Origin of the sequence: Synechococcus sp. H60.2 (genome assembly GCF_047462315.1) — a bacterium.
Taxonomy (GTDB): Bacteria; Cyanobacteriota; Cyanobacteriia; order Thermostichales; family Thermostichaceae; genus Thermostichus.
The window spans coordinates 1-19828 of the sequence record NZ_JANSIZ010000033.1; the positions used below are offsets into that span (position 1 = coordinate 1).

Here is a 19828-nt window from a genome sequence, read left to right on the forward strand (position 1 = left end):
CGCCCCCGCCCGTCCCGCCCCTGCAAAGCCGGCCCACCCCCACCCCGGATCCTCTCGAGCCAGAGCCGCCCGCCCAGCGCTTCCGCATCACCTACGGCAAAACCGGGGATCTGCGCTGGCTGGGCCACCTGGATCTGATGCGGCTGTGGGAACGGGCCTGTCGGCGCGCCGGCTTGCCCTTGGCCTTTAGCGGCGGCTATCACCCCATGCCCCGCCTGGCCAACGCCAACGCCCTGCCCATCGGCCAGGAAGGCTATGGGGAGATCCTCGATCTGGAACTCCTGGCCCGCCCTGGGGCTCCCTTTGCCCCGGAGGAGCTGCGCGCCCTGCTTGCCGAGCAACTGCCCCCCGAAATCTCCATCCAGGCCATTCAAGAGATTGGCCTGCGGGATCCCTCAGCCACCGAAGCCGTCTATGCCGCCGAGTATCAGCTCACTGTTAGCTGTGAGTCGCCTACTGCCAATTGGCCTGCCTGGGTTACCCAGATCCTGGATGCGCGGGAAATTTGGATTGAGAAATCTTCCAAGGCGGGCAAAGCTTCCCTCTTCAATGCCCGTCCCCTGCTTTACTACCTAGAGTTCCAGGGCTTAGCCCCTGACGGCAGTGCCTGCCTCTTCTACCGCGGCAGTTGCCGCAACGACGGCGCTTACCTGCGGCCCGCCCAACTGCTGCAAATGGCCGAGGCCTTGGGCCTGCCCCGCTGGACGCTACAGATGGCCAAGCGGCTGCGACTGCTCTGGGACAACGGCACCTCCGATCCCAACTGAGGAGCAGCCCCAGGATCAACCGGACAAAAAGGAGACCAAGGCTGCTTCCCGTCCCTGTCTGGGCTGAGGGATCCGACAGGCGCTATTTCTATTGCTGGCTTCTGCCGCTGCAGGGCTTACCAGGACAACCTGGCCAAAGGCAGGGCAGGCATCTTCTGAAATGGAGACACAGAAAGATAACTTGGCAGCCCCATACTTTTACTTTAAGGTGGAGCCGAAGAGACCATGGGCAACTCTGGTTGCTCGCCAATGGTGCTTATAGAGTTAGTATACTTAGTGATGAGGCGTACTGTTTCCAGGCGAGCACCTAATCACGGTGAGAAAACCGGGCGGTGGCAAGCGCCTAGGGGATGCCAACGTCTCAGCCAACCTGAAAGGACTCTGTCCCGCTACGCGAACAGAAAAGTGAGCAGAACCTTGGAACTTTGCCCCAAGGAACTGTCTAGAGGCGGCTTGACAACGCCTTTACGAGTTCGTCTGTGGACTACGTAAGAATCCCCCACCTTCAGGCGGAGGGAGTGTCAATTCTAACTCAGTACCCAGGCCAGGTAACGGGCGCAACAGGGCCCAGTTGATAGGTGGTACAGAGAGGTGTGCCCCTTTGGCCTGTCTCTAGCATTCTATTTTCCCCTGAGAAGGTGTTTCTTTCTGCGTGCAAACTCTGTCTTTCTGTGGATCTAGGCTGGCACAATTGGGCTTCTGCCACAAACCATCATCTAATTTCTTCTGGGGTGCCTGAGTCGGAGTGGTGTCATCTTGCCTCCCGAGCCTATCCATGAATCCCCATGCAAATCCCACCCAATCCTAAGGATGCGATGAGCTTGGATTCACCTCATCGATGGTGGAGTGGAAGCCCAGCAAATCGGTCATCCTCCGTCAAAGTAGAGCTTAGGGTAATAGACAGCCCCATGATGAATCGATTTTGGCTAATTGAGCGGATCCCGACAAAAGAACAGCACCTCGCCGCAAGGAGGGTTCAATCCACAACCGCAGGCCCTGGGGGCGGGGAGGAAGGTTAATGCCCAGGCAGATTGTCATTGACGAGCAACATCGCGTCGCTGCTGTCTTCGCTGAAGACCAAGTGCAAGAGCTGATTGTTGCTAGTGGCACCCACCAGGTGGGAGATGTCTACGTCGGGATCATCGAGAACGTCCTGCCCAGCATCGACGCTGCCTTTGTCAACATCGGCTCCGGCGAACGCAACGGCTTTATTCACGTCAGCGACCTAGGCCCGCTGCGCCTTAAGCGCAACCATGCCTCCATCTCCGAGCTGGTTCTGCCCCAGCAGAAGGTGCTGGTGCAGGTGATGAAGGAGCCCACCGGCAACAAAGGGCCACGCCTCACCGGCGATCTGGCCTTTCCAGGGCGGTACTTGGTGCTGCGACCCTACGGCAAAGGGGTTCATCTGTCCCGCCGCATTGAGGATCGGGAAGAACGCAATCGCCTGAAGTCGCTGGCCATTTTGATCAAACCCCCGCAGATGGGCCTGTTGGTGCGCACCGAGGCCGAGGGGGTATCTGAAGAGGCGATGATCGAAGACCTGGAGCAATTGAAAAAGCTCTGGGAGGATATTCAACAGCAGTATCAGGCGGCACGAGGGCCAGGGCTGCTCAGCCGAGACGACGATTTTATCCAGCGGGTGCTGCGGGACGTTTACTCGGAGGATGTAAACCGTATCGTTACCGACTCTGTTGCTGGCGCAAAGCGGGTGCGCAGCTATCTGCAAGGTTGGAACAAGGGCCAGATGCCGCCCGGCGTCGTGGTCGATGCCCACCGTGATCCCACCCCCATCCTGGAGTATTTCCGGGTCAATGCAGTCATCCGGCAGGCGCTGCGACCGCGGGTGGATCTCCCCTCCGGTGGCTACATCGTCATCGAGCCCACCGAAGCCCTGACGGTGATCGATGTCAACTCCGGCTCTTTCACCCAATCGGCCACCTCTCGCGAGACAGTGCTGTGGACAAACTGTGAGGCGGCCACCGAGATTGCTCGTCAACTGAGGCTGCGCAACATTGCCGGCGTGATCGTGGTGGATTTCATCGACATGGATTCCCGCCGCGACCAGTTGCTGGTTTTGGAGCACTTCAACAAGGCCCTCGCCCACGACAAAGCCCGTCCTCAGGTGGTTCAGTTGTCGGAATTGGGGCTGGTGGAGCTCACCCGCAAACGGCAGGGGCAAAGTCTTTACGAGATCTTCGGCCACTCTTGTCCTACTTGTGAGGGGCTAGGGATCCTGGCCCGCCTGCCAGGAGCTGAGCCAGGACGGCTGTTGACGGTCGAAAGTGGCCTGCCGGTAACGTTGCCTACTGAGGGGGAGGAGGGCGAAGAGGACGGTTCCAGCCCAAGCCTGCTCCAGGAGGGCGACTCGCAGCGGACGCGTCTGCGGCTGGGGAGCGATGGGGTGTCGCGAACCGAAGGCCGTGTCTCCTTGCGCCGCTCCCGTCCCACCCCAGAACAGCGACCGGATCTGGAGGAACCACGGATTGAGGTGGGGCGCAAACGCCCCCGCGACGAGTGGGTGGATCCCCGCGTAGGCCAGCGCCCAGTTTCCCGGAGCGGGGACATTGGGGCAGAAGGGGGCAGCCTGGAGCCGCCGGGGGAAGATCTCTTGCCGCCGGCAGGGGGCGGAGCGGAGCAGAAGCGCAAAGAATCCCGGCGTCCTGACTGGGGAGAAGATGCGGAAGAGCAGGGTTCCCGCAAAGACCAGTCCGCCTCTGGGCGATCCGCTCGCGCCGGTGGGGTGGAGTTCCCAGAAAGCCGTCCAGCCCGGCAAGCCATTACTGTGGAGATGACCCCCTTGCAACAGCGGGTCTACTCAGAGTTAGGGCTGTCGCCGCTGTTGCTCCTGGATCAGCCACCGCCCTCAGGCCGCGACACAGTGGTGATGGTGGCCCTGCCGGGCACTGTAAAGATGGCCAGCCCGGAAGAGGCGGAGGCCGGTGCAACTTCTGGCAACGGCACGGCGGAGAGGTTTCCCCCTGAAGCCGCCGCTTTGCCGGAGCAGGAGCCGGTGAATACTCTTCCCCCACCAGAGCTCCCCGAGTCGGAAACTCCGCCTCTGTCATTGATGGCGGAGCCGGCGGCAACGGTGACGCCCCAGGAGGTAGTCATCGACCCGTCTCAGCAATCTCCGGCAGCCTCCAGACGACGGCGCTCCCGCAGCAGCTAGCCAGCCCGTTGAGCCCGGGAGCAAACCCCGCCGTTGGTCAGTTGGCTCAGTCTAGAGTATCGTTGACTCCAGAGCTTGGGGTATGGACAAGGCAGCGCAACCCAGCCTGAGGTGGGAGGGATCCCTGTGGCAACGAGGGATGCAGCGCGTGGCGGGGGTGGATGAGGTGGGGCGAGGGGCTCTGGCCGGGCCGGTGGTGGCAGCAGCGGTGATTTTGCCGGCCCATCTGGAGCCGGAGGCGCTGTCAGGGGTGAAGGACTGCAAACAACTGCGCCCGCCGCAGCGTGCCTACTGGGCGGAGCGGATTGCCCAAGTAGCCCTGGCCGTAGGCATTGGTAGTGCCTCTGCTGCCGAGATCGACCGGCTCAACATTCGCCAGGCCACGCTGCTGGCCATGCAACGGGCGCTGGCGCAGGTGGGGGAAGTGGAGCACATCCTGCTGGATGGGTTGCCGTTGGCAGAGCTGGGATCCCGGCAGACGGCGCTGATCAAGGGGGATCAGCTCAGCCTCTCCATCGCCGCCGCTTCTATCGTGGCCAAAGTCTGGCGGGATACCCTGATGCAGAGCTGGGATCAGCAGTACCCCGGCTACGGCTGGTGCACCAACGTCGGCTATGGCACCCAGGAGCACCGACTGGCGCTGCAGCGCTTGGGGCCGAGCCCCCAGCACCGCCGTAGCTTTGCCCCCCTGCGAGACTTGCAGGCAGGCGAAATTGGAGGGTAGGATAGGGGCTATGCACTGCCCACGTAGCTCAGCGGACTAGAGCACTGGGTTCCGGTCCCAGGGGTCGGAGGTTCGAATCCTTTCGTGGGCGTTTCTTCCAGAAGCCGACAGCGGAGGAGCACTTCTCTCAGCAGGATCTGGATCTAAGCCTTAGCTAGGGGCTTGCAGTTGGTTCCGGTAGCACATAAACGGACTCCACCTGGCCTCCTGCTGCTGGCACGGCCTGGATGGTGCCTTTTTCGATGTGATAGATGACCTTTTCTGCTTGCAACTGATTTTCCCCTTGGCGGATGGTAACCTGGCCCTCCAGCTCGATTCGCTGCTCCTGGCTGTAGTACACCGCTCTCTGGGCGCGGGCCGTGAGGCGCTCGGCAGGGAAGCTGAGGGTGACGTTGCCGGTGGCTACAAACACCCCCGTGTTGGCATTGGCCTCCTGGACATTGGCGCTAATGCTGATGGCACGCGGGCTTTGCCCCCAGGCCAGGCTGGGGATCGCCAGCAGCAGCGCCACCCCCACCGCCCAGGTCAGCCCCCTTAGCTGGCACCTGTTTCTCTGCTCAAGGTCGATCCCAACGGCCATGCGCGTCACCTCAATCAAACCACCCCACCTGCCAGTCTAGCCTGGGATCCCTGGCCCCGCTGGTGGGGCAGTGTGTTAGCTTAATCGGCGCGAAGCCCCGCACTGTATGGGTGAAGAGCCAATCAGTGTCGGGATGAAAGCCGTTCGTGCTACAAGTGGGGAGCACAAGTTAAATCTCTGGAGAGTTTCCCGCCGTGGGTTGCAGGGTGGCCGGACGCTGAGACCTCTGTACCAACAAGTCTGGGAAGCGGGAAGCCCGTACGCTATCGGTGCGCGCAGCGTGGCGTCAGCCATGTTGTGTTGACTCAACGAAGATGGGTGTCGGGAGTTGTTCACTCCTTACCATTGCCTCCCTTGGGCAAAGCTTGGGCCAGTTGCTTTTCCAACTCGCTGACCCGCTGCAGCAACTGGCGGTTGGTTTCCAGCAGCTCCCGCGCCTGGCTGCTGAGATAGGGATCCGATTCCCACCAGTTGATCCCAATCTCCTTGGCCTTGTCCACCGAAGAGATCAGCAGCCGAATGCGGACACTGAGCAGCTCCACATTGCCCACCGAAACGGTGATGTCTCCAGCAATAACAATGCCCTTATCCAGCACCCGCTCCAACACGTCGGCTAGCGAGGAGCCGTGAGTGGCCGTATTCAAGGGTTGAGAGCTAATCGGCACAGGGTTCATCGACCTCCAGAGCACACCCACAGGCAGAAGACCTAGCCAGGCAGTTGGTCTAGCAGATAATTCAGCAACTGGGATCCCTCTTCATAGCGCTTGCCGGCCCGGGGCAACAGCACGTCGGCACACAAGGCGCGAAAGTCGGCATTGTCTTTGCTCACCGCCAGCTCGTGCTCCTTGACGATGCGCCCGATCATCAGACAACTGCGCAGGCTAGGGTGGCGGGTCAAATCCAGCTTGCGGCGAAAAGCCCGCACAATGTGCACGATCTTGAGGGCATCGGGGGCAGATAGACCAATGCGGGCAGTGAGGATCTCTTTTTCGGTCTCGATGTCCGGTTCCCCCATATCGATGGTGATCATCCGATCCAGCAGCGCATCTTGGGCCTTGTGAACCCCGGTGTATTCCTCTGGGTTAGAGGTGAAGATGGCCCGGAACTGGGGATGCACCCGCAGATATTCGGAGCGGTTGCTATCTGGCGGCAACACCAGCAGCCTCTCTTCCAAAGCGCTCAGGAGGGCGTTGTTGGCCTCAGGGCGGGAGCGGTTGAACTCGTCGTAGATGAGGGTAAAGCCCTCGCGGCAGGCCAAGGTGAGGCGGGCATCCACCCAGCGCTGCCGCACGTCTTCTTCCATTTTCACCACCGAGTGGATGAAATTATCCACCACCCGCCGATGGGTAAAGCCGGTGCGCCCGCCGATCAGGTCGGAAGAATCAAAGCGATCATCGCCGTAGATCAGCATGATGGGGCGGCCCAGCAGGCTGGCCAAATGCATCGCCAGGGTAGTCTTGCCCGTGCCCGAAGGCCCCCGCAGATGCACCGCAAAACCCGACTGCAGATAGCGCAAAGCGCGGCGGGTAATCCGCTCGATGTAAGGAGTGTTCACAAATTGGCGGGGACGCGCCTGCAGAACCGTGGCCATAGCAATACCCAACTCTCAATTGCCGTGACGCTCTTGCCTTGACTATAGCCGCAACGGTTTTCTTGCGCTCCTAGGGATTGCGCTGGGCTCAGACCACAACCGTCGCTGACACCATACGCCGCAAGGTGGCCAAGATTTCCGAGGGATCCACCCCCAGATCCACCGCAGCCCGGGCTAGCAGATCCCGCACCCGCTCCCGATCCCCGATCACCTGCAGCAACGTGACATCGGGATCCTGCGCTTGCAGGCTGGCCACATAGTCGTTGACGTAGGCCACGATGGGATCCAGCTCAGGGGTGGGCTCGGGCGGAACTGGCGGAGGTTCAGGGGGTGTCACAGGAGGAGGGGCTGTGTTGTCTGAGACTGGAACTCCAAGCTCTGGTTGGGTAACCTCAGACGAAACCGTTGCTGTAGCTTTGACCGAGCTCTCAGGCGGCTTATCACCCTCTTCAGATTCCTCAAGATCTGGGACAATGGCCTGATCCCCTGGGATCCCATTCCCCCACACCTGCTCGTGCAACGCCCTGCGGAAAGCCGCCAAAGCCTGCCGCAAAGCCTCGGCCTCTGCCCGCTGTTCTTGAGCAATCTGAGCCAGCTCCTGCCGCGCCAGTTGCTGCAAAGCTTGTACCCACTGCCGCAATTCGGCACAGAACGCCTGCCGCACTTGTCGGGTTTGGTTAGCCATGGCCTGCCGCGCCTGGGCACAGGTGCTCAGCAGGCTCTCCACCGTCGCAGCCAAGTCGGCCCGAAAAGTCCGCAGCTCCTGCTGTTGGGCCTGCGATTGGGCGGCTCGTTCTTGGGCCATGCGAGAGAGAAGCTCCGCCACTGCTTTGGCCCGCTGGGCCACAGCCTCCAGGCGAGAATGCTCGTCCAAGGCCCGCTGCGCCACCCGGCTCTGCTCCAGGTTGCGCAGTTGGCTGCGACTTTGTTCCCTCTGCTGCCGTATTGCCTCTTGTCGTTCCTGGCAACGTTGTCTCAGCTCGGCCATCAGAGCGCGGTGCTGCTCCAGGCGCTGCTGCCGGGATCCGCTCAACAAACTTTGACTTTGAGCCGCCCGTCGGCTGCGGGCCGCGGCCCACTGTTCCTGCAAACTCATGGCGTCCAACCCCCCTACGTCCTTCTCAATGCCTGGGCGAATGCAGTTCTCCGCTTTTTCCCAACTCGCTCTCCACCAGCACGGCCTGTAGCTCAACACCACCGCCCGCTTCGATCCCCAAGCCGAGGCTAAGGAAACAAGGCAGAGATCGACAGCAGATTCCTGCCTCGCCTTCTCGACGACCCGACCCTTCGACCCCCGCGGTGTTGAAGGCAAGGGGATCGAGTGATTGGGTCAGATTTAGACGGCAGGGGCAGCAGCGGTAGCCGTCAGGCCCACAGCCTCGGCGTATTTCAGGTAGGTTTCCACCGAAGCCACAACGACGCGCGCCTCAATGGCCAACAGCTCGATCCCCACCAAAGAAACCCGCACCCAGGCATCGACCACGATCCCTTTGTCCAAAATGCGGTCGATCACTTCGGCCAAGCTCGAAGAAGAGTTCACTTTCTCGACTGCCATAACGATCTCTCCTGCACAGATGATGGTTGAAAAAGACAAACAATTCGGTAGCAAAACAGCAGGCGACTAAGGATCCCAAGCTGGGATTTGCCTTCTCCAGGGCGACAAGCGCACTTTCTGTCGCCCCATCCCTATTCTGCTAACTTTTTTCGGGGAGAACACCCGTGGATTCGCTTAAAAAATACGGCAGGTCAACAAGACTTACCGTCTTTTCCAACCGCCATCCCCCCTACATAGTACTCGCCGAAAGAAAAAGTGGGTCAGGGGGTAAGAGTGTTTTTGGATCCCGGCTATGGAGATTGTCCAGCCAAGGTGCGGGCCAGCAGGGATCCCCTATACTGAGAGCAGTGCGCTTGCTGTCCTTTCGCTGGCCAAGAGGGCTGCCGTGACCGAGTTCAACACTGGGATCCCAAGTGTGCGCCGCCTGCAGAAGGTGATCCGGGAGCGGGAAATCTTGGAAGTTAAGCTCAACACAGGAGATGTCTTCGTCGGCCAGTTGCGCTGGCAGGATCCCGACTGCCTCTGTTTGGCAGACGCAGAGGGACAAGAATCGCTGCTGTGGCGCTCGGCCATCGCCTTTGTCAAAGTCAGGCCCCCCGCCTAAGCCCAAACCCCTGCAGCCTCTTCGTCACATCTGCTTCCTGGCGGTGGCGCTCCCTCTGTTGCACCCATCGACGGCTGTGGCCAAAGCGCGCGGCGAAGAGGTTATGATTCAGCTAGAAGTGTACTGTACAAGGAAAAAACTACCACCCTCCCCACTGCTATGACAACGGGTCTCATTGAGCTGAGCCTGCAGCCTGCTGCCCAACGGCACAATCACTACAGCCGCGAAGACTTTTTTCGCTTCGACCTTGCCCAGGGATCCCTGGTGGACTGGACGGGCACCCGCAATGTCTTGGTGAGCGAGGATTTTATCCTGGGCCTACAGCAGGGCTTAGAAGAAGAAGTGGGGGATGCCTCTGCCTCGTTGATGTACACCATTGGCCGCGAGTGGGGGCGCAACGATGCCATCCACTTCTCCCACTGGTTCGAGGAGGAGTATCGGCGCAAGCCGAAGCAGAGCCACCTGATGTTTCTTTTGGAAACCTGGTGGTGGCCTTTGACCTCGCAAGGCTGGGGGCGCTGGGAGGTGGAGACTGAGGGCCGGCGGCAGGGATTTATTTTCATTAATCTGTTCGACTCCGCCGTGGCCCGCACCCTGGGGGACGTGGGTAAACCTGTTTGCCACCTCTACGCCGGCTTATTTGCCGGGTTTTTCAGCGCCATGGTGGAACGACAGCTCAACTGCATCGAGATCCAGTGCTATTCCATGGGGGAAAGCTACTGCAAGTTTTTGCTGGGTAGTAAAGATCGCATCGATGCGGCTGCCTTTTGGCTCAACGAAGGGGCCACTGCCGGCGAAATTGCCCAAAAGCTGCGCTCTGGGCAAGGAGTGACCAAGTCATGACGGCAGAGGTTTTTCTGGAAGAGTCGGTGCAGAGCTTTTTTGCCCGCCTGAATTGGGATAACCGCCCTCTGCAAGACCCCTCCCTGCCCATGCCTTTTGTACGAGTGCAAGAGCACTTCGGCTCCATCCCCTGGGCGGGGGATCCCCTGGCGTTGGCGGCCCGTTCTATGGGATCCCTGGCGGCAGCGCCGCCGCAGGCTGAAGAGGAACAGATCACTTTGGCCGATTTATTCAGCCTGTTCTGAACTCCGACACCCGCTAAGCACCGACCAACACTTGGGAGAGGTGAGATGGTGAGCCCACTGGAGCAGATGCTAATTGAGGCAGAGGCCCGCTACCTCACACCGGAGCAACTGGAGCAGCTCAAGGCCTATGTACTGGGCTGGCCCAAAAGGCTGCACGTGTACCGGGCCGTACGGGAGCGGGAGAGCCAGATGGTAAGCCGCACCCTAAACACCCTTCAAAAGGAGATGCCCAACCTTTCCTCTCAGGTGGTGGATCTCTGCCAGCGGCACCTGCTCCTGTTGCTGCGTTACAGCGCCCTGGCCATGTTGCTCCAGGACGAGAACCTGTTGAAGGAGCGGCTGATCGAGTGGATGGAGGAAGAGGTGCGCCTGTACAAGCTGCAAAGCGCCTACGAGGTTGCTTATCGGATTTGTCAGCAAGAGCTAAGGGATCATCTGGCCCCTGGAGAGCTAGAGTTTATTCGCCCCTTGATTACCCAGGCGCAAGCAGCTTTGCTCTCTTTGGACGGACTCAGATCAACTGAGTAGAGGTCTCTCCTGCTGAGTTTCCCAATTACGCTGCCCTACTTGATAGCCCAGGGATCTTTGACATATGGCCGGCACCACCGCTATCCCCAATGGCTCCACCAGCTTCGACCCCTATACGCCTGTTTTGGGCAACTACTACGCGCCCAGCGCCTATCTGCAAGGCGATCTGGAGTCCGGTTTGCTGGCAAGTCGCCACGGTGACCGGCTCTTGGCCCTTCCAGAAGCATTGCTACGGGGCATCTACACTGGCTTGGAATATGAGACAGGGCAAGCCGCCCGCCTGGTATTGCGCAACTGTGGCCGTATGTGGGGCAAAGAGTTTTTCCGCCGCTTTGCCCAGGAGCTCTCCGACTACTACCAGAAGCCTTTGTCCGAGCTGGAGATGGGGCTCTTTTTACAAAATCTCAAACAAGCCTGGAAAACCCACGGCTGGGGGCTGATCGACATCGACTGGACTTACAAAAATCAGGGGGTGCTGGTGGTGTCAATCCGCAACTCTCCCTTTGCCGCTGCCACACCCCCTCACTTCAAGCGCCCGATGGGCTTTTTGGAGGCAGGGCTGTTGGCCACCTGGTTTAGCCAGTTGACTGGCCAGGATCTGGCCTGTGTGCAAACCACCAGCGAGGCTTTGGGAGCGAAGAGCAACTTGTTTATCTTGACCGCTGCCGCCCGCCTCAAGGAAGGAGAGGCCTGGGTGGACTCCGGCCTCAGCCACGACCAGATCCTGGAGAAGTTGTTACAGCCCGCCCCGTAACCCGATCCAGCAGCGGGATAGGATCCCTTCGAGACAAGTCTGTATAATTCTCTGGGAGCAAGACGAGCTCAAGCGCGTGAGGGTGTAGCCATTGGGGTGGCGGGTCAGAGCAATCCGAGGGGCCATCACCGTTCCGGCCAACACTGCCGAGGCCATTGGTGCGGCGGTGAACGAGCTACTGGACGCCCTGGAACATCGTAACGCCATCAATCCGGCGGAGTTGGTGAGCGTCATTTTCTCGGTCACCCCCGATCTAAACGCGGCCTTTCCCGCCCAATTTGCCCGCCGCCGCCCCGGCTGGGAGTTGGTGCCTCTGTTGGACGTGCAACAGATGGACGTCAACGGCGCTCTGCCCCGTTGTATCCGCGTTTTGATCCAACTGAATACCCCGCTGGCTCAAGCTGAGATGCACCACGTCTATCTGCGAGGTGCCCGCGAGCTACGGCCCGATCTCAGCCCAGTCTAGGAAGATAGCTTCTCCCGCAAGCGAGCTTCCCACTGCTGCAGTTGCTCTTGGCGGGCAGCCACCTCGGCTTCGCGACGACTCAGCTCTTGGCTTTGCCGGGTTAAAGATTGGCGCCAGCTTTCGATCTCCGCCAAGTCGGCTAGGCTGCAGGCCTGCGAGAGGCTGTGCAACATCTCCACCAACTTCATCGCCGCCTCTTCCACCCGCTGCACCTGCCGATTTTCCGCAAGCTCAACCAGCAGCAATACCCCCACGTTGTAGGAGGCTGCCTCCTTGGAGGTAACCCGTTCCGGCTGGCGCAGCGGCGTCCAAACTCTACCCTCGGCTTGCTGCGCCAAGAGCTGCAGCTCCGCCTGGCCAAAAAGACTTTTCTTGTCTACCCGCGCCAGATACAGCATGAAGCCTACTGGAATGTACAGGCCATCCTAGCACCGATCCCCTTCCTTTGAGGGATCCTGCCCTAAAACCGGGAGGGTTGTCCCCGGGAGGATCGATGTTAGGATCGGCTGTGAAATGGGCAAGGCCTGACGCCTTCCTGTTTTCATCAGTTTAGGGATCCCTGGCATGTTTCTCACCCAAAGCCCCTATTTTTTGATGGCAGCGCTGGTGGCGATTGCCAGTGGGGCCATCTTTGCTGTTCGCTTTATCAAGCGCGAGGCCTCCGCAGAGTCGGATGTGATTTTCGCAACGATGGGCCTGATCTATTCCGTCTGTCTGCTCTTGGAAGGTCAGCGCCTGATCCCGTTGCTGTTTTTTGCCCAGGTGCTGTTGGCGGTAGTGGCCGGCTGGTTTGCCCTCGAAACTTTCCGATTGCGGATCCTCCTGAACGAAAAGGTACGGCAGGTAGGCGGGCTTCGTCCGGACGTGCGGGGCCGGGGCTTCAGCCGCACCTATCCACCGGATGGCTATCCACAGGCGCGCAGCGTTTCCACGCGGGCTAGCGGATCCCGCATTCGCGACACTTCCTCCGCCAGTCGCTCCATTCCTGAACGTAGCGAGGAGCCAGCTCGTCGCCCGCGGCCCCAACTGACCAGCGATACCCGGGTGCGCCCGCGCCGTCGCCCGGAAGCGGAGGAGTATTACGACGAGCCAGAGACCCGCTCCCGTCGAGACGCCGAGTACGATGAGCAGGCTCCCCCTCGCCGCCCGGCTGCCGAGGACTATCCCGAGGATGCGCAGGAAGAACGGGGCACAGTCACCCGCCGCCGTCCCCCTCGTCTGCCTCAAGACCAGGAGGAGGGCTATGCCGATGAAAAACCTCGTCGTCCCTCCCGCCGCGTTGTCGAGGTAGAATCGGTGGAAGTGCAAGAGGCGGAGCCAGACGAGTACGAAGATGATTTGTTCTGACCTCACCCTCAAGCCGTTCTAGCCTAAGGGCGACTCCCAACTGCTTTCCTCCCGGAGAGATCTTAAGCCGGTTGGAGAGGGCTGTAGCTGTCCTTATCCATCGATCCTCAACCGGTGTTGCGCATACCAGCAGCGATGCCGTTGATGGTGAGCAGAGCTCCCCGCAGCAGTTCGGCGCGGTTGTACTGGGTGTTGTGAAGGTGGGACTTTTGCTTACCACGCAGGCGCTTGAGGAGCGAGACCTGAATAAACCCGAGAGGCACGATTGAACGGTTGCGCAGTTGCACCGAGCGCTTCAGGTAGGGGTCGTTCTCCAACAGCTCCTTGTGCCCTGTAATTTTCAAAACCATCTCGCGGGTGCGGTACATTTCTTGGGCAATGCACTCGAATAGCTCCATCGCCCGCGCCAGGCGCTCGGGGGAGCTCATCTCTCGCACGTAATGGCGGGCAATTTGCAAATCCGCCTTGGCCAGGGTCATCTCCACTTTGGAGATCACCATGCGGAAGAAGGGCCACTCGCGGTAGAGATGCTGCAGGTGGTTGAGGTTGTGCTCGCCTTTAGCCGCGTATTCCTCCAGAGCGGTGCCCACTCCATACCAGGCGGGCAAGAGAAAACGGCTTTGCGTCCAACTGAATACCCAGGGAATGGCCCGCAGGGATCCGATATCTTTCGAGTTGCCGCTGCGGCGGGCAGGGCGGGAGCTGATCTGCAGTTGGCCAATTTCTTCAATGGGGGTGACCTCGTGGAAAAACTCCACAAAGCCCTCCTGCTCATAGACCAGGTTGCGGTACACCTGGCGAGAGCGCTCTGCCAGCGATTCCATCAGGCGCGACCACTCGTGCAGGTCATTGGGGTAGGTGCGCAGCAGGCTTGCCTGAATGACGGCGCTGGTAACAGTTTCCAGGTTAAAAATGGCCAGATCCTGGAGAGAATACTTGGAGGCCAACACCTCTCCCTGCTCAGTAATCTTGATGCGGCCCCCCACGCTGCGTCCCGGCTGGGCCAAAATTGCCTCGTAGGCTGGCCCTCCCCCGCGCCCCACCGAGCCACCCCGGCCATGGAAGATCTGCAACTTCACACCATAGGACTCGGCCACTGCCTGCAGCCGCTGCTGGGCTTTGTAGATCTCCCAGTTGCTGCTTAGAAAGCCAGCATCCTTGTTGCTATCCGAGTAGCCCAGCATCACCTCCTGTAGGTTTTCCTGCTGAGCCAAGTACTGGCGATAGAAAGGAATCTCCAACAACTGCCGCAGCACCTCTGGTGCCTGCTTGAGGTCTTCAACGGTCTCAAACAGCGGCACCACCGCCAGGGATCCCCGCCCGCTGATGGGATCATAAAGGCCCACCTCCTTGGCCAGCAGCAGCACCTCTAGCAGATCGCTCAGCTGGCGGCTCATGCTGATTACATAGGTTTGGCACATGGCCGGTCCAAACTCCTGCTGCAGCCGGCGCAGGGTGCGAAAGGTGGCAATCAGCTCTGCCGCCTTATCGGAAAAGGGAGCTTCTAGAGGGATGAGGGGCCGGCGGGTTTGCAGCTCCCGCAGGAGAAAAGCCGTTTTTTCCTCCTCCGTCATCTCGCTGTAGGACCGCGGCAAGATCCGCAGGTACTCGAAGATCTCGGTGAGAGCGGCCTCGTGGTAGCTGCTGTCTTGGCGGATATCCAGGTGGGCCAGATGGAAGCCAAAGACCTGCACCTGGTGAATGAGGTGATCCAACTGGCGGCAGGAGAGGCCACTGTTTTTCAAGCTGCTCTGAATAAGCTGCAAGTCGGCCAGAAATTCTTCCGCATTGGCGTAGGCGTTGTCCACGGGGGGAGGAGCGGGCAGATAGGCGGAGTCAGCCAAATTGCGGTTGCGCTCCCGCGTCAGCTCCAGCCGCCGCTGGATGTAGCTAAGCTTGAGCCGGTAGGGCTCCTGGCGATATTGCAGCGAAAAGGACTCGTAAACCTCCGGCATGAGGCGACGATCCTGCTCAAGGGCATCCAGCAACTGGCTGTCCACATCCCCCCAGTGCAAAGAGACGCTCAAGGTTTTGGTGAGCGCCTTCACCGACTCGATGTACTTGCCCAAAATTAGGTTGCGCTGGTAGCGGGCCGTTTGCCAGGTAACGTCGGCAGTGACGGAAGGGTTGCCGTCCCGATCCCCGCCTACCCACGAGCCGAAGTTGCAAAATCCTGCTGGCGGTGGCTCGACGCTGGGAAAGGACTTTTTCAGGCTGCGGCTGAGGTATTCGTGCAGCAGGGGGATAGCCTGAAACAGTACCTCTTCAAAATAGTGCAAGGTGTAATCGACTTCGTTGAGTACTGTTGGCTTGGCCTGATGCAATTCGTCGGTGCGCCACCAGAGCAGAACTTCCTCCGCCAGTTGTTCTCTCAACATCTGGGCCTGCAGAGGGTGGGATTGCTCTGCCCAGTCCAGTTGGCTGAGCAGGCGGGAGAAGGCCCGTTGCTTTTCGCGGATAGTGTGGCGGACAATCTCGGTGGGGTGGGCGGTGAACACCAGGCGGATGTGCAGCCGCTCCAGCAGCCGGCGCAGCAGTCCCGGCGGCACCCCCTGAACTCGCAGGTAAGGGAACAGACGTTCAAATTTTTCATTTTCCCGCACGGTGCGCTGCTGGCTGTCCACCATGCGCATATCTGAGTCTTCTGCCCGTTCGTAATGCTGTTCAACGATGTTGATCAACTGAAAGAACAAGGCGAAGGCGCGGGCCGTTTGAATGGCTGCATCGAGGCTGAGATGCTCGACAATTTGTAGTACTTCCGGGATGGGGTACTCCAAGGCCTGCCCTTCAGGGGAACACATGGAGCGCAGCCGCCGCAGCAGATCCACCAAAGGCTGCCCGCACTCCTGCAGGATTACGGATTCCCAAAGTTCTTCCACCAGTTGCAGGCGGCGATTCAACAGGTTGTTCCTGCGGTCAAGCACTTCATCTGTGGGGAGGGCACAGGCCAAGGGATCCCGTTCCGCCAGTAGAGGGGCCTCCTTCCGGCCATTGGCAGAACCCACTGCCCGCTCTGCACTCGTCAGGTGGGAGGAAGAGGTCATGAAGGCAGCTCCTAGAACAACCATCCCAATATTAGAGCCTGTTCGCTGGAAGCGCAGATGTAGCTAGCATCACCCTTGGAGGAGAGCTTTCTTGGCACCCTGGCCACCTCTCCCCCTGCTCCTCCATGCCTAGGGATCCCTGGATGGCCGGTTAGAGACGGCTGCGAATCACAAACGAGTAGTTGCTGCCGGGTTCCAACAGATAGTCAGATTTTTCCAAAAAGCGGCTTAAGGGCTCGCAAATCAAGGCCCGTCCTACGGAGGGTTCCACCTTCAGCTCCCCAGCTCGAAAGTGCCAGCAAAAGCGCCAAACCCAACCGTTGGCGTTGACTTCCCCTTCAATAGCGCCCTCCTGCCAGGAGCGGCGGGTAATTTGTACATGGGCGGTGGTCTGCGGCAGTCGGCTCATCCAGAACCTCCCGACGGGATCCCTTGTAGGGTAGCGCGCAAACCCCTCTCCGAGAAGTCGAAGATAGGCCGTGAAGGGCTAGATAGATGCTAGACGGAAAGGGACCCGTTGGTTGGATGGTTCTCTTGCCGAGGATAACAACAAACGCCCCTGGGGGGCTGTTTCTTCAGCTCCTGAGGCCGGGAACGATTATATAGAAACTATTGAGCGGCAGTTGCCAAAGCCTTAGGAGATTTTTTCTCCGGCTTCTCAGCCGCCACCTCCGCTAGCAAAGCCCGTAAGCTGGGAAAGAGAAAGTGATTTTCTTCGACATATTGCGCACCAAACAGTCCCTTCTCCGCCCAGAAAAATCGGTCTACCGTGTGCTCGTTTCGCCGAACCAGAATCAGCGCAGGCGGCTGAATAGAGTTTTCCTGTATATACCTCCGAGCGGCGGTTACAGACTTTTCTTCGCCGCTATCTAATTTAAATTGAGGAATATGATCTAAAATTTTGCGCCCCTCCAAACGACGGCGGCTCTTACGCTTTCTTCTCCTGACCAATGTCAGCCTCCTGTAGAAGGATTACAAGACAACCGCAAAGAATATATCAGTACTACTTAAGAAAATCAATAACTTCTACCGGCCTTTGTTATCATCCTTTACAGAGATAACAAAAGACAACAGACGTCCTCCTCCCCGAACAGAAAAGAGAGGCAACTCACCTCTGTCGCCCCTCCAAGAACTCTGCCGAGAAACCGCCTACTCAGTTGAAAAATAAACCTCCTCGCTCAGCAAGGGAGCGAGCCAAGAGCAGGTTAGGACAGGAGAGGCAATAGGCTATCGATGAGCTCTGAGGCCTGCGAAGAAAGTCAACTGCCAGCGCAGGAGACTCCCTTCGGATCTTGCTTCCAAGCTAGCATCGCCCAAAGGGATGCTCAACGGGACATATACTTAAACTCATATGCGGACAACCCCCCTTGGTGTGGATTAGGGTTGGTTAATGGCAACTGCGCAAACCTAGAGCAGCTCCACCAAAGGGAATACTCGCGTGGCGAGCAGCCTTTGGAGAGAGTACTACGACTGTACAACTAATTTTCTGTTTCTACAATATGTCCAGCAATATGTCCAGGATAGGTTTCCCATACTGCGTTAAACCCTTAGACGGCAGACAGACCTCTTGCTACTCTGGCTTCAGGCATGACCTGAGCCATGGGGGTTTTGGTCGGTCTCAGTCTAGGTCTAGGGAGTTTTGGGCATGAGGAAATTCGCGTTGCTGGTGAGTCTGGGATTGACTCTAGGATCCCCGCCGCTTTGGGCACAGAAGGCAACCTCGCTCCCCAGTCCTGCTGCAACTCCTTCTCCGGCTACAGGGGGGGATCCCAGCGCGCAAGCTTCCCCAACTCTAACTCCAGAGCAAGTTACCGATGCTCAGGTGGAGCAGTTGGTGCAGATTCTGTTGGAATTGGATCCTTTGATCCGGGAAGCCAGCGCTCAGTTGCGAGAGACCCAGAACGAAGAAGAGTACGAGCAGATTATGCAGCGCACGGAAACCCAAGCCAGCCGCATTGTCGAGAAGCAGGGGCTGACGGTGGCCGAATATCGCGAGCTGATGACCCTGGCCAACGAAGATCCTGTTCTGAACCAGCGAGTGCGGGCCCGCTTGCAAAAAGTGATCGAAGAAAGGGAGTCCTCTGCTTCTCCCCAGCCAGCCACCCCGACGCCTAGGCCCTAGGTTGAGCCGACTGCTGTTGGCTGGAGACAGAAAGAACCTAGGGCAACCGCGAGGTAGAACAAGTGTGGCCGGCCTCGCTGTTGAGGCAGATTTTCCCTTGCAACAAGTTCACCTGTTGTTGTACAGGGGTCAAGCTCAATCCTGCCCCTCCCTGCCACTACAGATCCGAGCTGGGCACGCGCTAACCACTATTTGACGCTGACCTTGCAGGTACAGCGCAAGCCTTCCCGTCTTGCAAGGTAAAAAATAAAACGAGCTGCGAGGCAAATTATCAGCCTATTGGTGCAAGTTCCTTTCGGCATACAGCTCGCCAACGTAACCCCGTTAGCGGGTGGGGGGCCAAAGTTGAGGTACTGAGCAACTTTTTGGCAATCTTCCGGCTCCCGTCTCCCCAGGATGAGATCCTAGAATTGGAGTCTTCTAGGATCTTCTCTGGGACTTGAGGATGACAACTCCGCCTGAAAAGCCCGCCCCCAAAGTTCAAGCGGGATCTCTGCGAGCTGTGCTGAGCGTTGCACTGTTTCTGTTCTTACTGGTGCTGGTTTCCTACTTGAGTCTCAACTTCGTGCTGGCCTTGGTGGACAAGCTCAGCTAGCCACCCCCTGAGGCGATCCCTCGGCGCCGATCTGCCGGTAACCCTTTGTCTTCGGCAGCAGGAAAGATACAATGGATTTACACGGCTTAACACCTTTTCTCAGTTTCTACTCTCGCCATCATGAGCCCCCTCTCGTGGCTGAGACCATTTTCTTGGTTCACAGGTTCGCCGGGATCCGCTGTGCCCTATCTTGAGTCTCAACCTGCGCTGACGTTGCCCCGCCGGGATCTGGGCTGGAGGCGGTGGCTGCGCTACCTATATTTGCGCCTGTTGCGAATGCAATCCTCTCCCAAGGAGATTGCCCGCGGCCTGGCGGCGGGAGTTTTTGCGGGTTGTTTTCCCATCTTCGGCTTTCAAACCCTGGTGGCTCTGCTGTTGGCCGTTCCTTTGCGGGGCAACAAGCTGGTGGCGGCGGCAGGAACCTGGGTGAGCAACCCCCTCACCTATGTGCCGATCTATGCGTTTAACTACCGGGTGGGAGAATGGCTACTGGGATCCCGAACAGCCTTTGCCACTTCGGAACTGGTGGTAGCCCAGAACTGGATGCAGTGGGGCCTGGAGGTCTCGGGTACGCTCTTTGTCGGCTGTGCATTTGTCGGGTTTTGGGGTGCCCTCGTTAGCTACTTTCTGGGGCTGTGGCTGGTGCAGCGGATCCGCCGGCGGCGGAGAATGGGCCGGGTCTGCAATACCCTGTGAAGGGATGTAGGGCGGCTCAGAAGGCCCAACCCAAAGCTGGACTAGGCCGGGATCCCTGGCGGCTCAGACTTCAGAGATGGATCGAACTTCGGAGAACAGAAGGGTTTGACGATGGAAGACATGCGATCGCTATTAACCGATCTCAGCCGCCGCTCGCAGCGATGGGGGGAACAATTGGGATCCGCCTTGCAGACGGGC

General features: G+C 59.2%; 22 protein-coding genes and 1 tRNA gene. 14 read left to right on the forward strand and 9 right to left on the reverse strand.

Annotated features, from left to right (window positions below; genetic code table 11):
• From NW845_RS06865 to NW845_RS06880, 4 genes are all read left to right on the forward strand, one after another.
• The coding region (locus NW845_RS06865; protein WP_414377699.1) for a TIGR03936 family radical SAM-associated protein at positions 1–767 on the forward strand (767 nt) is incomplete at its 5' end.
• A gap of 1018 nt (positions 768–1785) precedes the next feature.
• Positions 1786–3936 carry an Rne/Rng family ribonuclease gene (locus tag NW845_RS06870; RefSeq protein ID WP_414377701.1) on the forward strand — a complete coding sequence of 717 codons (2151 nt, stop codon included), beginning with the start codon at positions 1786–1788 and terminating at the stop codon, positions 3934–3936.
• An 82-nt stretch (positions 3937–4018) separates the two neighbouring features.
• Positions 4019–4660, forward strand: a complete 642-nt coding sequence (locus tag NW845_RS06875; RefSeq protein ID WP_414377703.1) for a ribonuclease HII — start codon at positions 4019–4021, stop codon at positions 4658–4660.
• A gap of 17 nt (positions 4661–4677) precedes the next feature.
• A tRNA-Arg gene (locus NW845_RS06880) sits at positions 4678–4751 on the forward strand.
• A gap of 63 nt (positions 4752–4814) precedes the next feature.
• Here the strand turns inward: NW845_RS06880 and NW845_RS06885 are convergent.
• From NW845_RS06885 to gvpA, 5 genes are all read right to left on the reverse strand, one after another.
• The gene (locus tag NW845_RS06885) at positions 4815–5249 is read right to left on the reverse strand and encodes an LptA/OstA family protein (RefSeq protein WP_414377728.1); all 435 of its coding nucleotides are present in this window, start codon (positions 5247–5249) and stop codon (positions 4815–4817) included.
• Between the two features lie 323 nt (positions 5250–5572).
• A complete protein-coding gene (locus tag NW845_RS06890) occupies positions 5573–5914 on the reverse strand; it encodes a gas vesicle protein (protein WP_414377705.1) in 342 nt (113 codons plus the stop codon).
• A gap of 32 nt (positions 5915–5946) precedes the next feature.
• Positions 5947–6831, reverse strand: a complete 885-nt coding sequence (gene gvpN, locus NW845_RS06895) for a gas vesicle protein GvpN (protein ID WP_414334468.1) — start codon at positions 6829–6831, stop codon at positions 5947–5949.
• Positions 6832–6919: 88 nt separating this feature from the next.
• Entirely contained in the window at positions 6920–7927 is a 1008-nt protein-coding gene (gene gvpC, locus NW845_RS06900; RefSeq protein WP_414377708.1) for a gas vesicle protein GvpC, read from the reverse strand.
• A gap of 240 nt (positions 7928–8167) precedes the next feature.
• On the reverse strand, positions 8168–8386 hold the full coding sequence (gene gvpA / locus NW845_RS06905; RefSeq protein ID WP_011429717.1) for a gas vesicle structural protein GvpA: 219 nt from the start codon (positions 8384–8386) through the stop codon (positions 8168–8170).
• Between the two features lie 292 nt (positions 8387–8678).
• Here gvpA and NW845_RS06910 point away from each other — a divergent pair, with 292 nt between their 5' ends.
• From NW845_RS06910 to aroH, 6 genes are all read left to right on the forward strand, one after another.
• Positions 8679–8990: an Hfq-related RNA-binding protein gene (locus NW845_RS06910; RefSeq protein WP_414377711.1), complete on the forward strand. Its 312-nt coding sequence runs from the start codon at positions 8679–8681 to the stop codon at positions 8988–8990.
• A 159-nt stretch (positions 8991–9149) separates the two neighbouring features.
• On the forward strand, positions 9150–9833 hold the full coding sequence (locus NW845_RS06915; RefSeq protein WP_414371328.1) for a V4R domain-containing protein: 684 nt from the start codon (positions 9150–9152) through the stop codon (positions 9831–9833).
• Positions 9830–10078, forward strand: a complete 249-nt coding sequence (locus NW845_RS06920; protein ID WP_414364320.1) for a hypothetical protein — start codon at positions 9830–9832, stop codon at positions 10076–10078. Before NW845_RS06915 ends, NW845_RS06920 begins: the two co-directional genes overlap by 4 nt.
• Positions 10079–10123: 45 nt before the next feature.
• Positions 10124–10606, forward strand: a complete 483-nt coding sequence (locus NW845_RS06925; protein ID WP_414364319.1) for a hypothetical protein — start codon at positions 10124–10126, stop codon at positions 10604–10606.
• A 64-nt stretch (positions 10607–10670) separates the two neighbouring features.
• The gene (locus tag NW845_RS06930) at positions 10671–11360 is read left to right on the forward strand and encodes a V4R domain-containing protein (protein ID WP_414364317.1); all 690 of its coding nucleotides are present in this window, start codon (positions 10671–10673) and stop codon (positions 11358–11360) included.
• 91 nt (positions 11361–11451) lie between these two features.
• Complete coding sequence (aroH, locus tag NW845_RS06935) at positions 11452–11826, forward strand: chorismate mutase (RefSeq protein ID WP_011429723.1); 375 nt, start codon at positions 11452–11454, stop codon at positions 11824–11826.
• On the opposite strand, the gene NW845_RS06940 is transcribed toward aroH, so the two are convergent.
• Complete coding sequence (locus NW845_RS06940) at positions 11823–12224, reverse strand: hypothetical protein (protein ID WP_414377715.1); 402 nt, start codon at positions 12222–12224, stop codon at positions 11823–11825. The genes aroH and NW845_RS06940 overlap by 4 nt on opposite strands.
• Positions 12225–12390: 166 nt before the next feature.
• On the opposite strand from NW845_RS06940, the gene NW845_RS06945 reads away from it, so the two are divergent.
• Positions 12391–13173 carry a Ycf66 family protein gene (locus tag NW845_RS06945; RefSeq protein WP_414377717.1) on the forward strand — a complete coding sequence of 261 codons (783 nt, stop codon included), beginning with the start codon at positions 12391–12393 and terminating at the stop codon, positions 13171–13173.
• 107 nt (positions 13174–13280) lie between these two features.
• Here NW845_RS06945 and ppc read toward each other — a convergent pair whose 3' ends face one another.
• The 3 genes from ppc to NW845_RS06960 form a co-directional block, all read right to left on the reverse strand.
• Entirely contained in the window at positions 13281–16217 is a 2937-nt protein-coding gene (ppc, locus tag NW845_RS06950) for a phosphoenolpyruvate carboxylase (protein ID WP_414364313.1), read from the reverse strand.
• Positions 16218–16368: 151 nt separating this feature from the next.
• The gene (locus NW845_RS06955; RefSeq protein WP_414364311.1) at positions 16369–16626 is read right to left on the reverse strand and encodes a DUF3146 family protein; all 258 of its coding nucleotides are present in this window, start codon (positions 16624–16626) and stop codon (positions 16369–16371) included.
• Between the two features lie 200 nt (positions 16627–16826).
• The gene (locus NW845_RS06960; RefSeq protein WP_414364309.1) at positions 16827–17168 is read right to left on the reverse strand and encodes a DUF3155 domain-containing protein; all 342 of its coding nucleotides are present in this window, start codon (positions 17166–17168) and stop codon (positions 16827–16829) included.
• Between the two features lie 694 nt (positions 17169–17862).
• Between NW845_RS06960 and NW845_RS06965 the strand changes: the two genes are divergently transcribed.
• The 3 genes from NW845_RS06965 to NW845_RS06975 all read left to right on the forward strand — a co-directional run bounded on the left by NW845_RS06965 (position 17863) and on the right by NW845_RS06975 (position 19630).
• Positions 17863–18339 carry a DUF4168 domain-containing protein gene (locus NW845_RS06965; RefSeq protein WP_414371314.1) on the forward strand — a complete coding sequence of 159 codons (477 nt, stop codon included), beginning with the start codon at positions 17863–17865 and terminating at the stop codon, positions 18337–18339.
• 445 nt (positions 18340–18784) lie between these two features.
• The gene (locus NW845_RS06970) at positions 18785–18934 is read left to right on the forward strand and encodes a hypothetical protein (RefSeq protein ID WP_414377719.1); all 150 of its coding nucleotides are present in this window, start codon (positions 18785–18787) and stop codon (positions 18932–18934) included.
• Between the two features lie 180 nt (positions 18935–19114).
• Positions 19115–19630, forward strand: coding sequence for a DUF2062 domain-containing protein (locus tag NW845_RS06975; RefSeq protein WP_414364306.1), 516 nt, complete (start codon positions 19115–19117; stop codon positions 19628–19630).
• Positions 19631–19828 lie beyond the last annotated feature (198 nt).

Excerpts from the sequence above, each read along its gene's own strand:
- NW845_RS06945 (WP_414377717.1), top strand. The coding sequence starts at position 12,391 with ATGTTTCTCACCCAAAGCCCCTATTTTTTGATGGCAGCGCTGGTGGCG.
- NW845_RS06955 (WP_414364311.1), bottom strand. The coding sequence starts at position 16,626 with ATGAGCCGACTGCCGCAGACCACCGCCCATGTACAAATTACCCGCCGC.
- NW845_RS06940 (WP_414377715.1), bottom strand. The coding sequence starts at position 12,224 with ATGCTGTATCTGGCGCGGGTAGACAAGAAAAGTCTTTTTGGCCAGGCG.
- NW845_RS06910 (WP_414377711.1), top strand. The coding sequence starts at position 8,679 with ATGGAGATTGTCCAGCCAAGGTGCGGGCCAGCAGGGATCCCCTATACT.
- gvpC (WP_414377708.1), bottom strand. The coding sequence starts at position 7,927 with ATGAGTTTGCAGGAACAGTGGGCCGCGGCCCGCAGCCGACGGGCGGCT.
- NW845_RS06875 (WP_414377703.1), top strand. The coding sequence starts at position 4,019 with ATGGACAAGGCAGCGCAACCCAGCCTGAGGTGGGAGGGATCCCTGTGG.
- gvpN (WP_414334468.1), bottom strand. The coding sequence starts at position 6,831 with ATGGCCACGGTTCTGCAGGCGCGTCCCCGCCAATTTGTGAACACTCCT.
- ppc (WP_414364313.1), bottom strand. The coding sequence starts at position 16,217 with ATGACCTCTTCCTCCCACCTGACGAGTGCAGAGCGGGCAGTGGGTTCT.
- NW845_RS06965 (WP_414371314.1), top strand. The coding sequence starts at position 17,863 with ATGAGGAAATTCGCGTTGCTGGTGAGTCTGGGATTGACTCTAGGATCC.
- NW845_RS06920 (WP_414364320.1), top strand. The coding sequence starts at position 9,830 with ATGACGGCAGAGGTTTTTCTGGAAGAGTCGGTGCAGAGCTTTTTTGCC.
- gvpA (WP_011429717.1), bottom strand. The coding sequence starts at position 8,386 with ATGGCAGTCGAGAAAGTGAACTCTTCTTCGAGCTTGGCCGAAGTGATC.
- NW845_RS06925 (WP_414364319.1), top strand. The coding sequence starts at position 10,124 with ATGGTGAGCCCACTGGAGCAGATGCTAATTGAGGCAGAGGCCCGCTAC.
- NW845_RS06870 (WP_414377701.1), top strand. The coding sequence starts at position 1,786 with ATGCCCAGGCAGATTGTCATTGACGAGCAACATCGCGTCGCTGCTGTC.
- NW845_RS06970 (WP_414377719.1), top strand. The coding sequence starts at position 18,785 with ATGACAACTCCGCCTGAAAAGCCCGCCCCCAAAGTTCAAGCGGGATCT.
- NW845_RS06915 (WP_414371328.1), top strand. The coding sequence starts at position 9,150 with ATGACAACGGGTCTCATTGAGCTGAGCCTGCAGCCTGCTGCCCAACGG.
- NW845_RS06930 (WP_414364317.1), top strand. The coding sequence starts at position 10,671 with ATGGCCGGCACCACCGCTATCCCCAATGGCTCCACCAGCTTCGACCCC.
- NW845_RS06890 (WP_414377705.1), bottom strand. The coding sequence starts at position 5,914 with ATGAACCCTGTGCCGATTAGCTCTCAACCCTTGAATACGGCCACTCAC.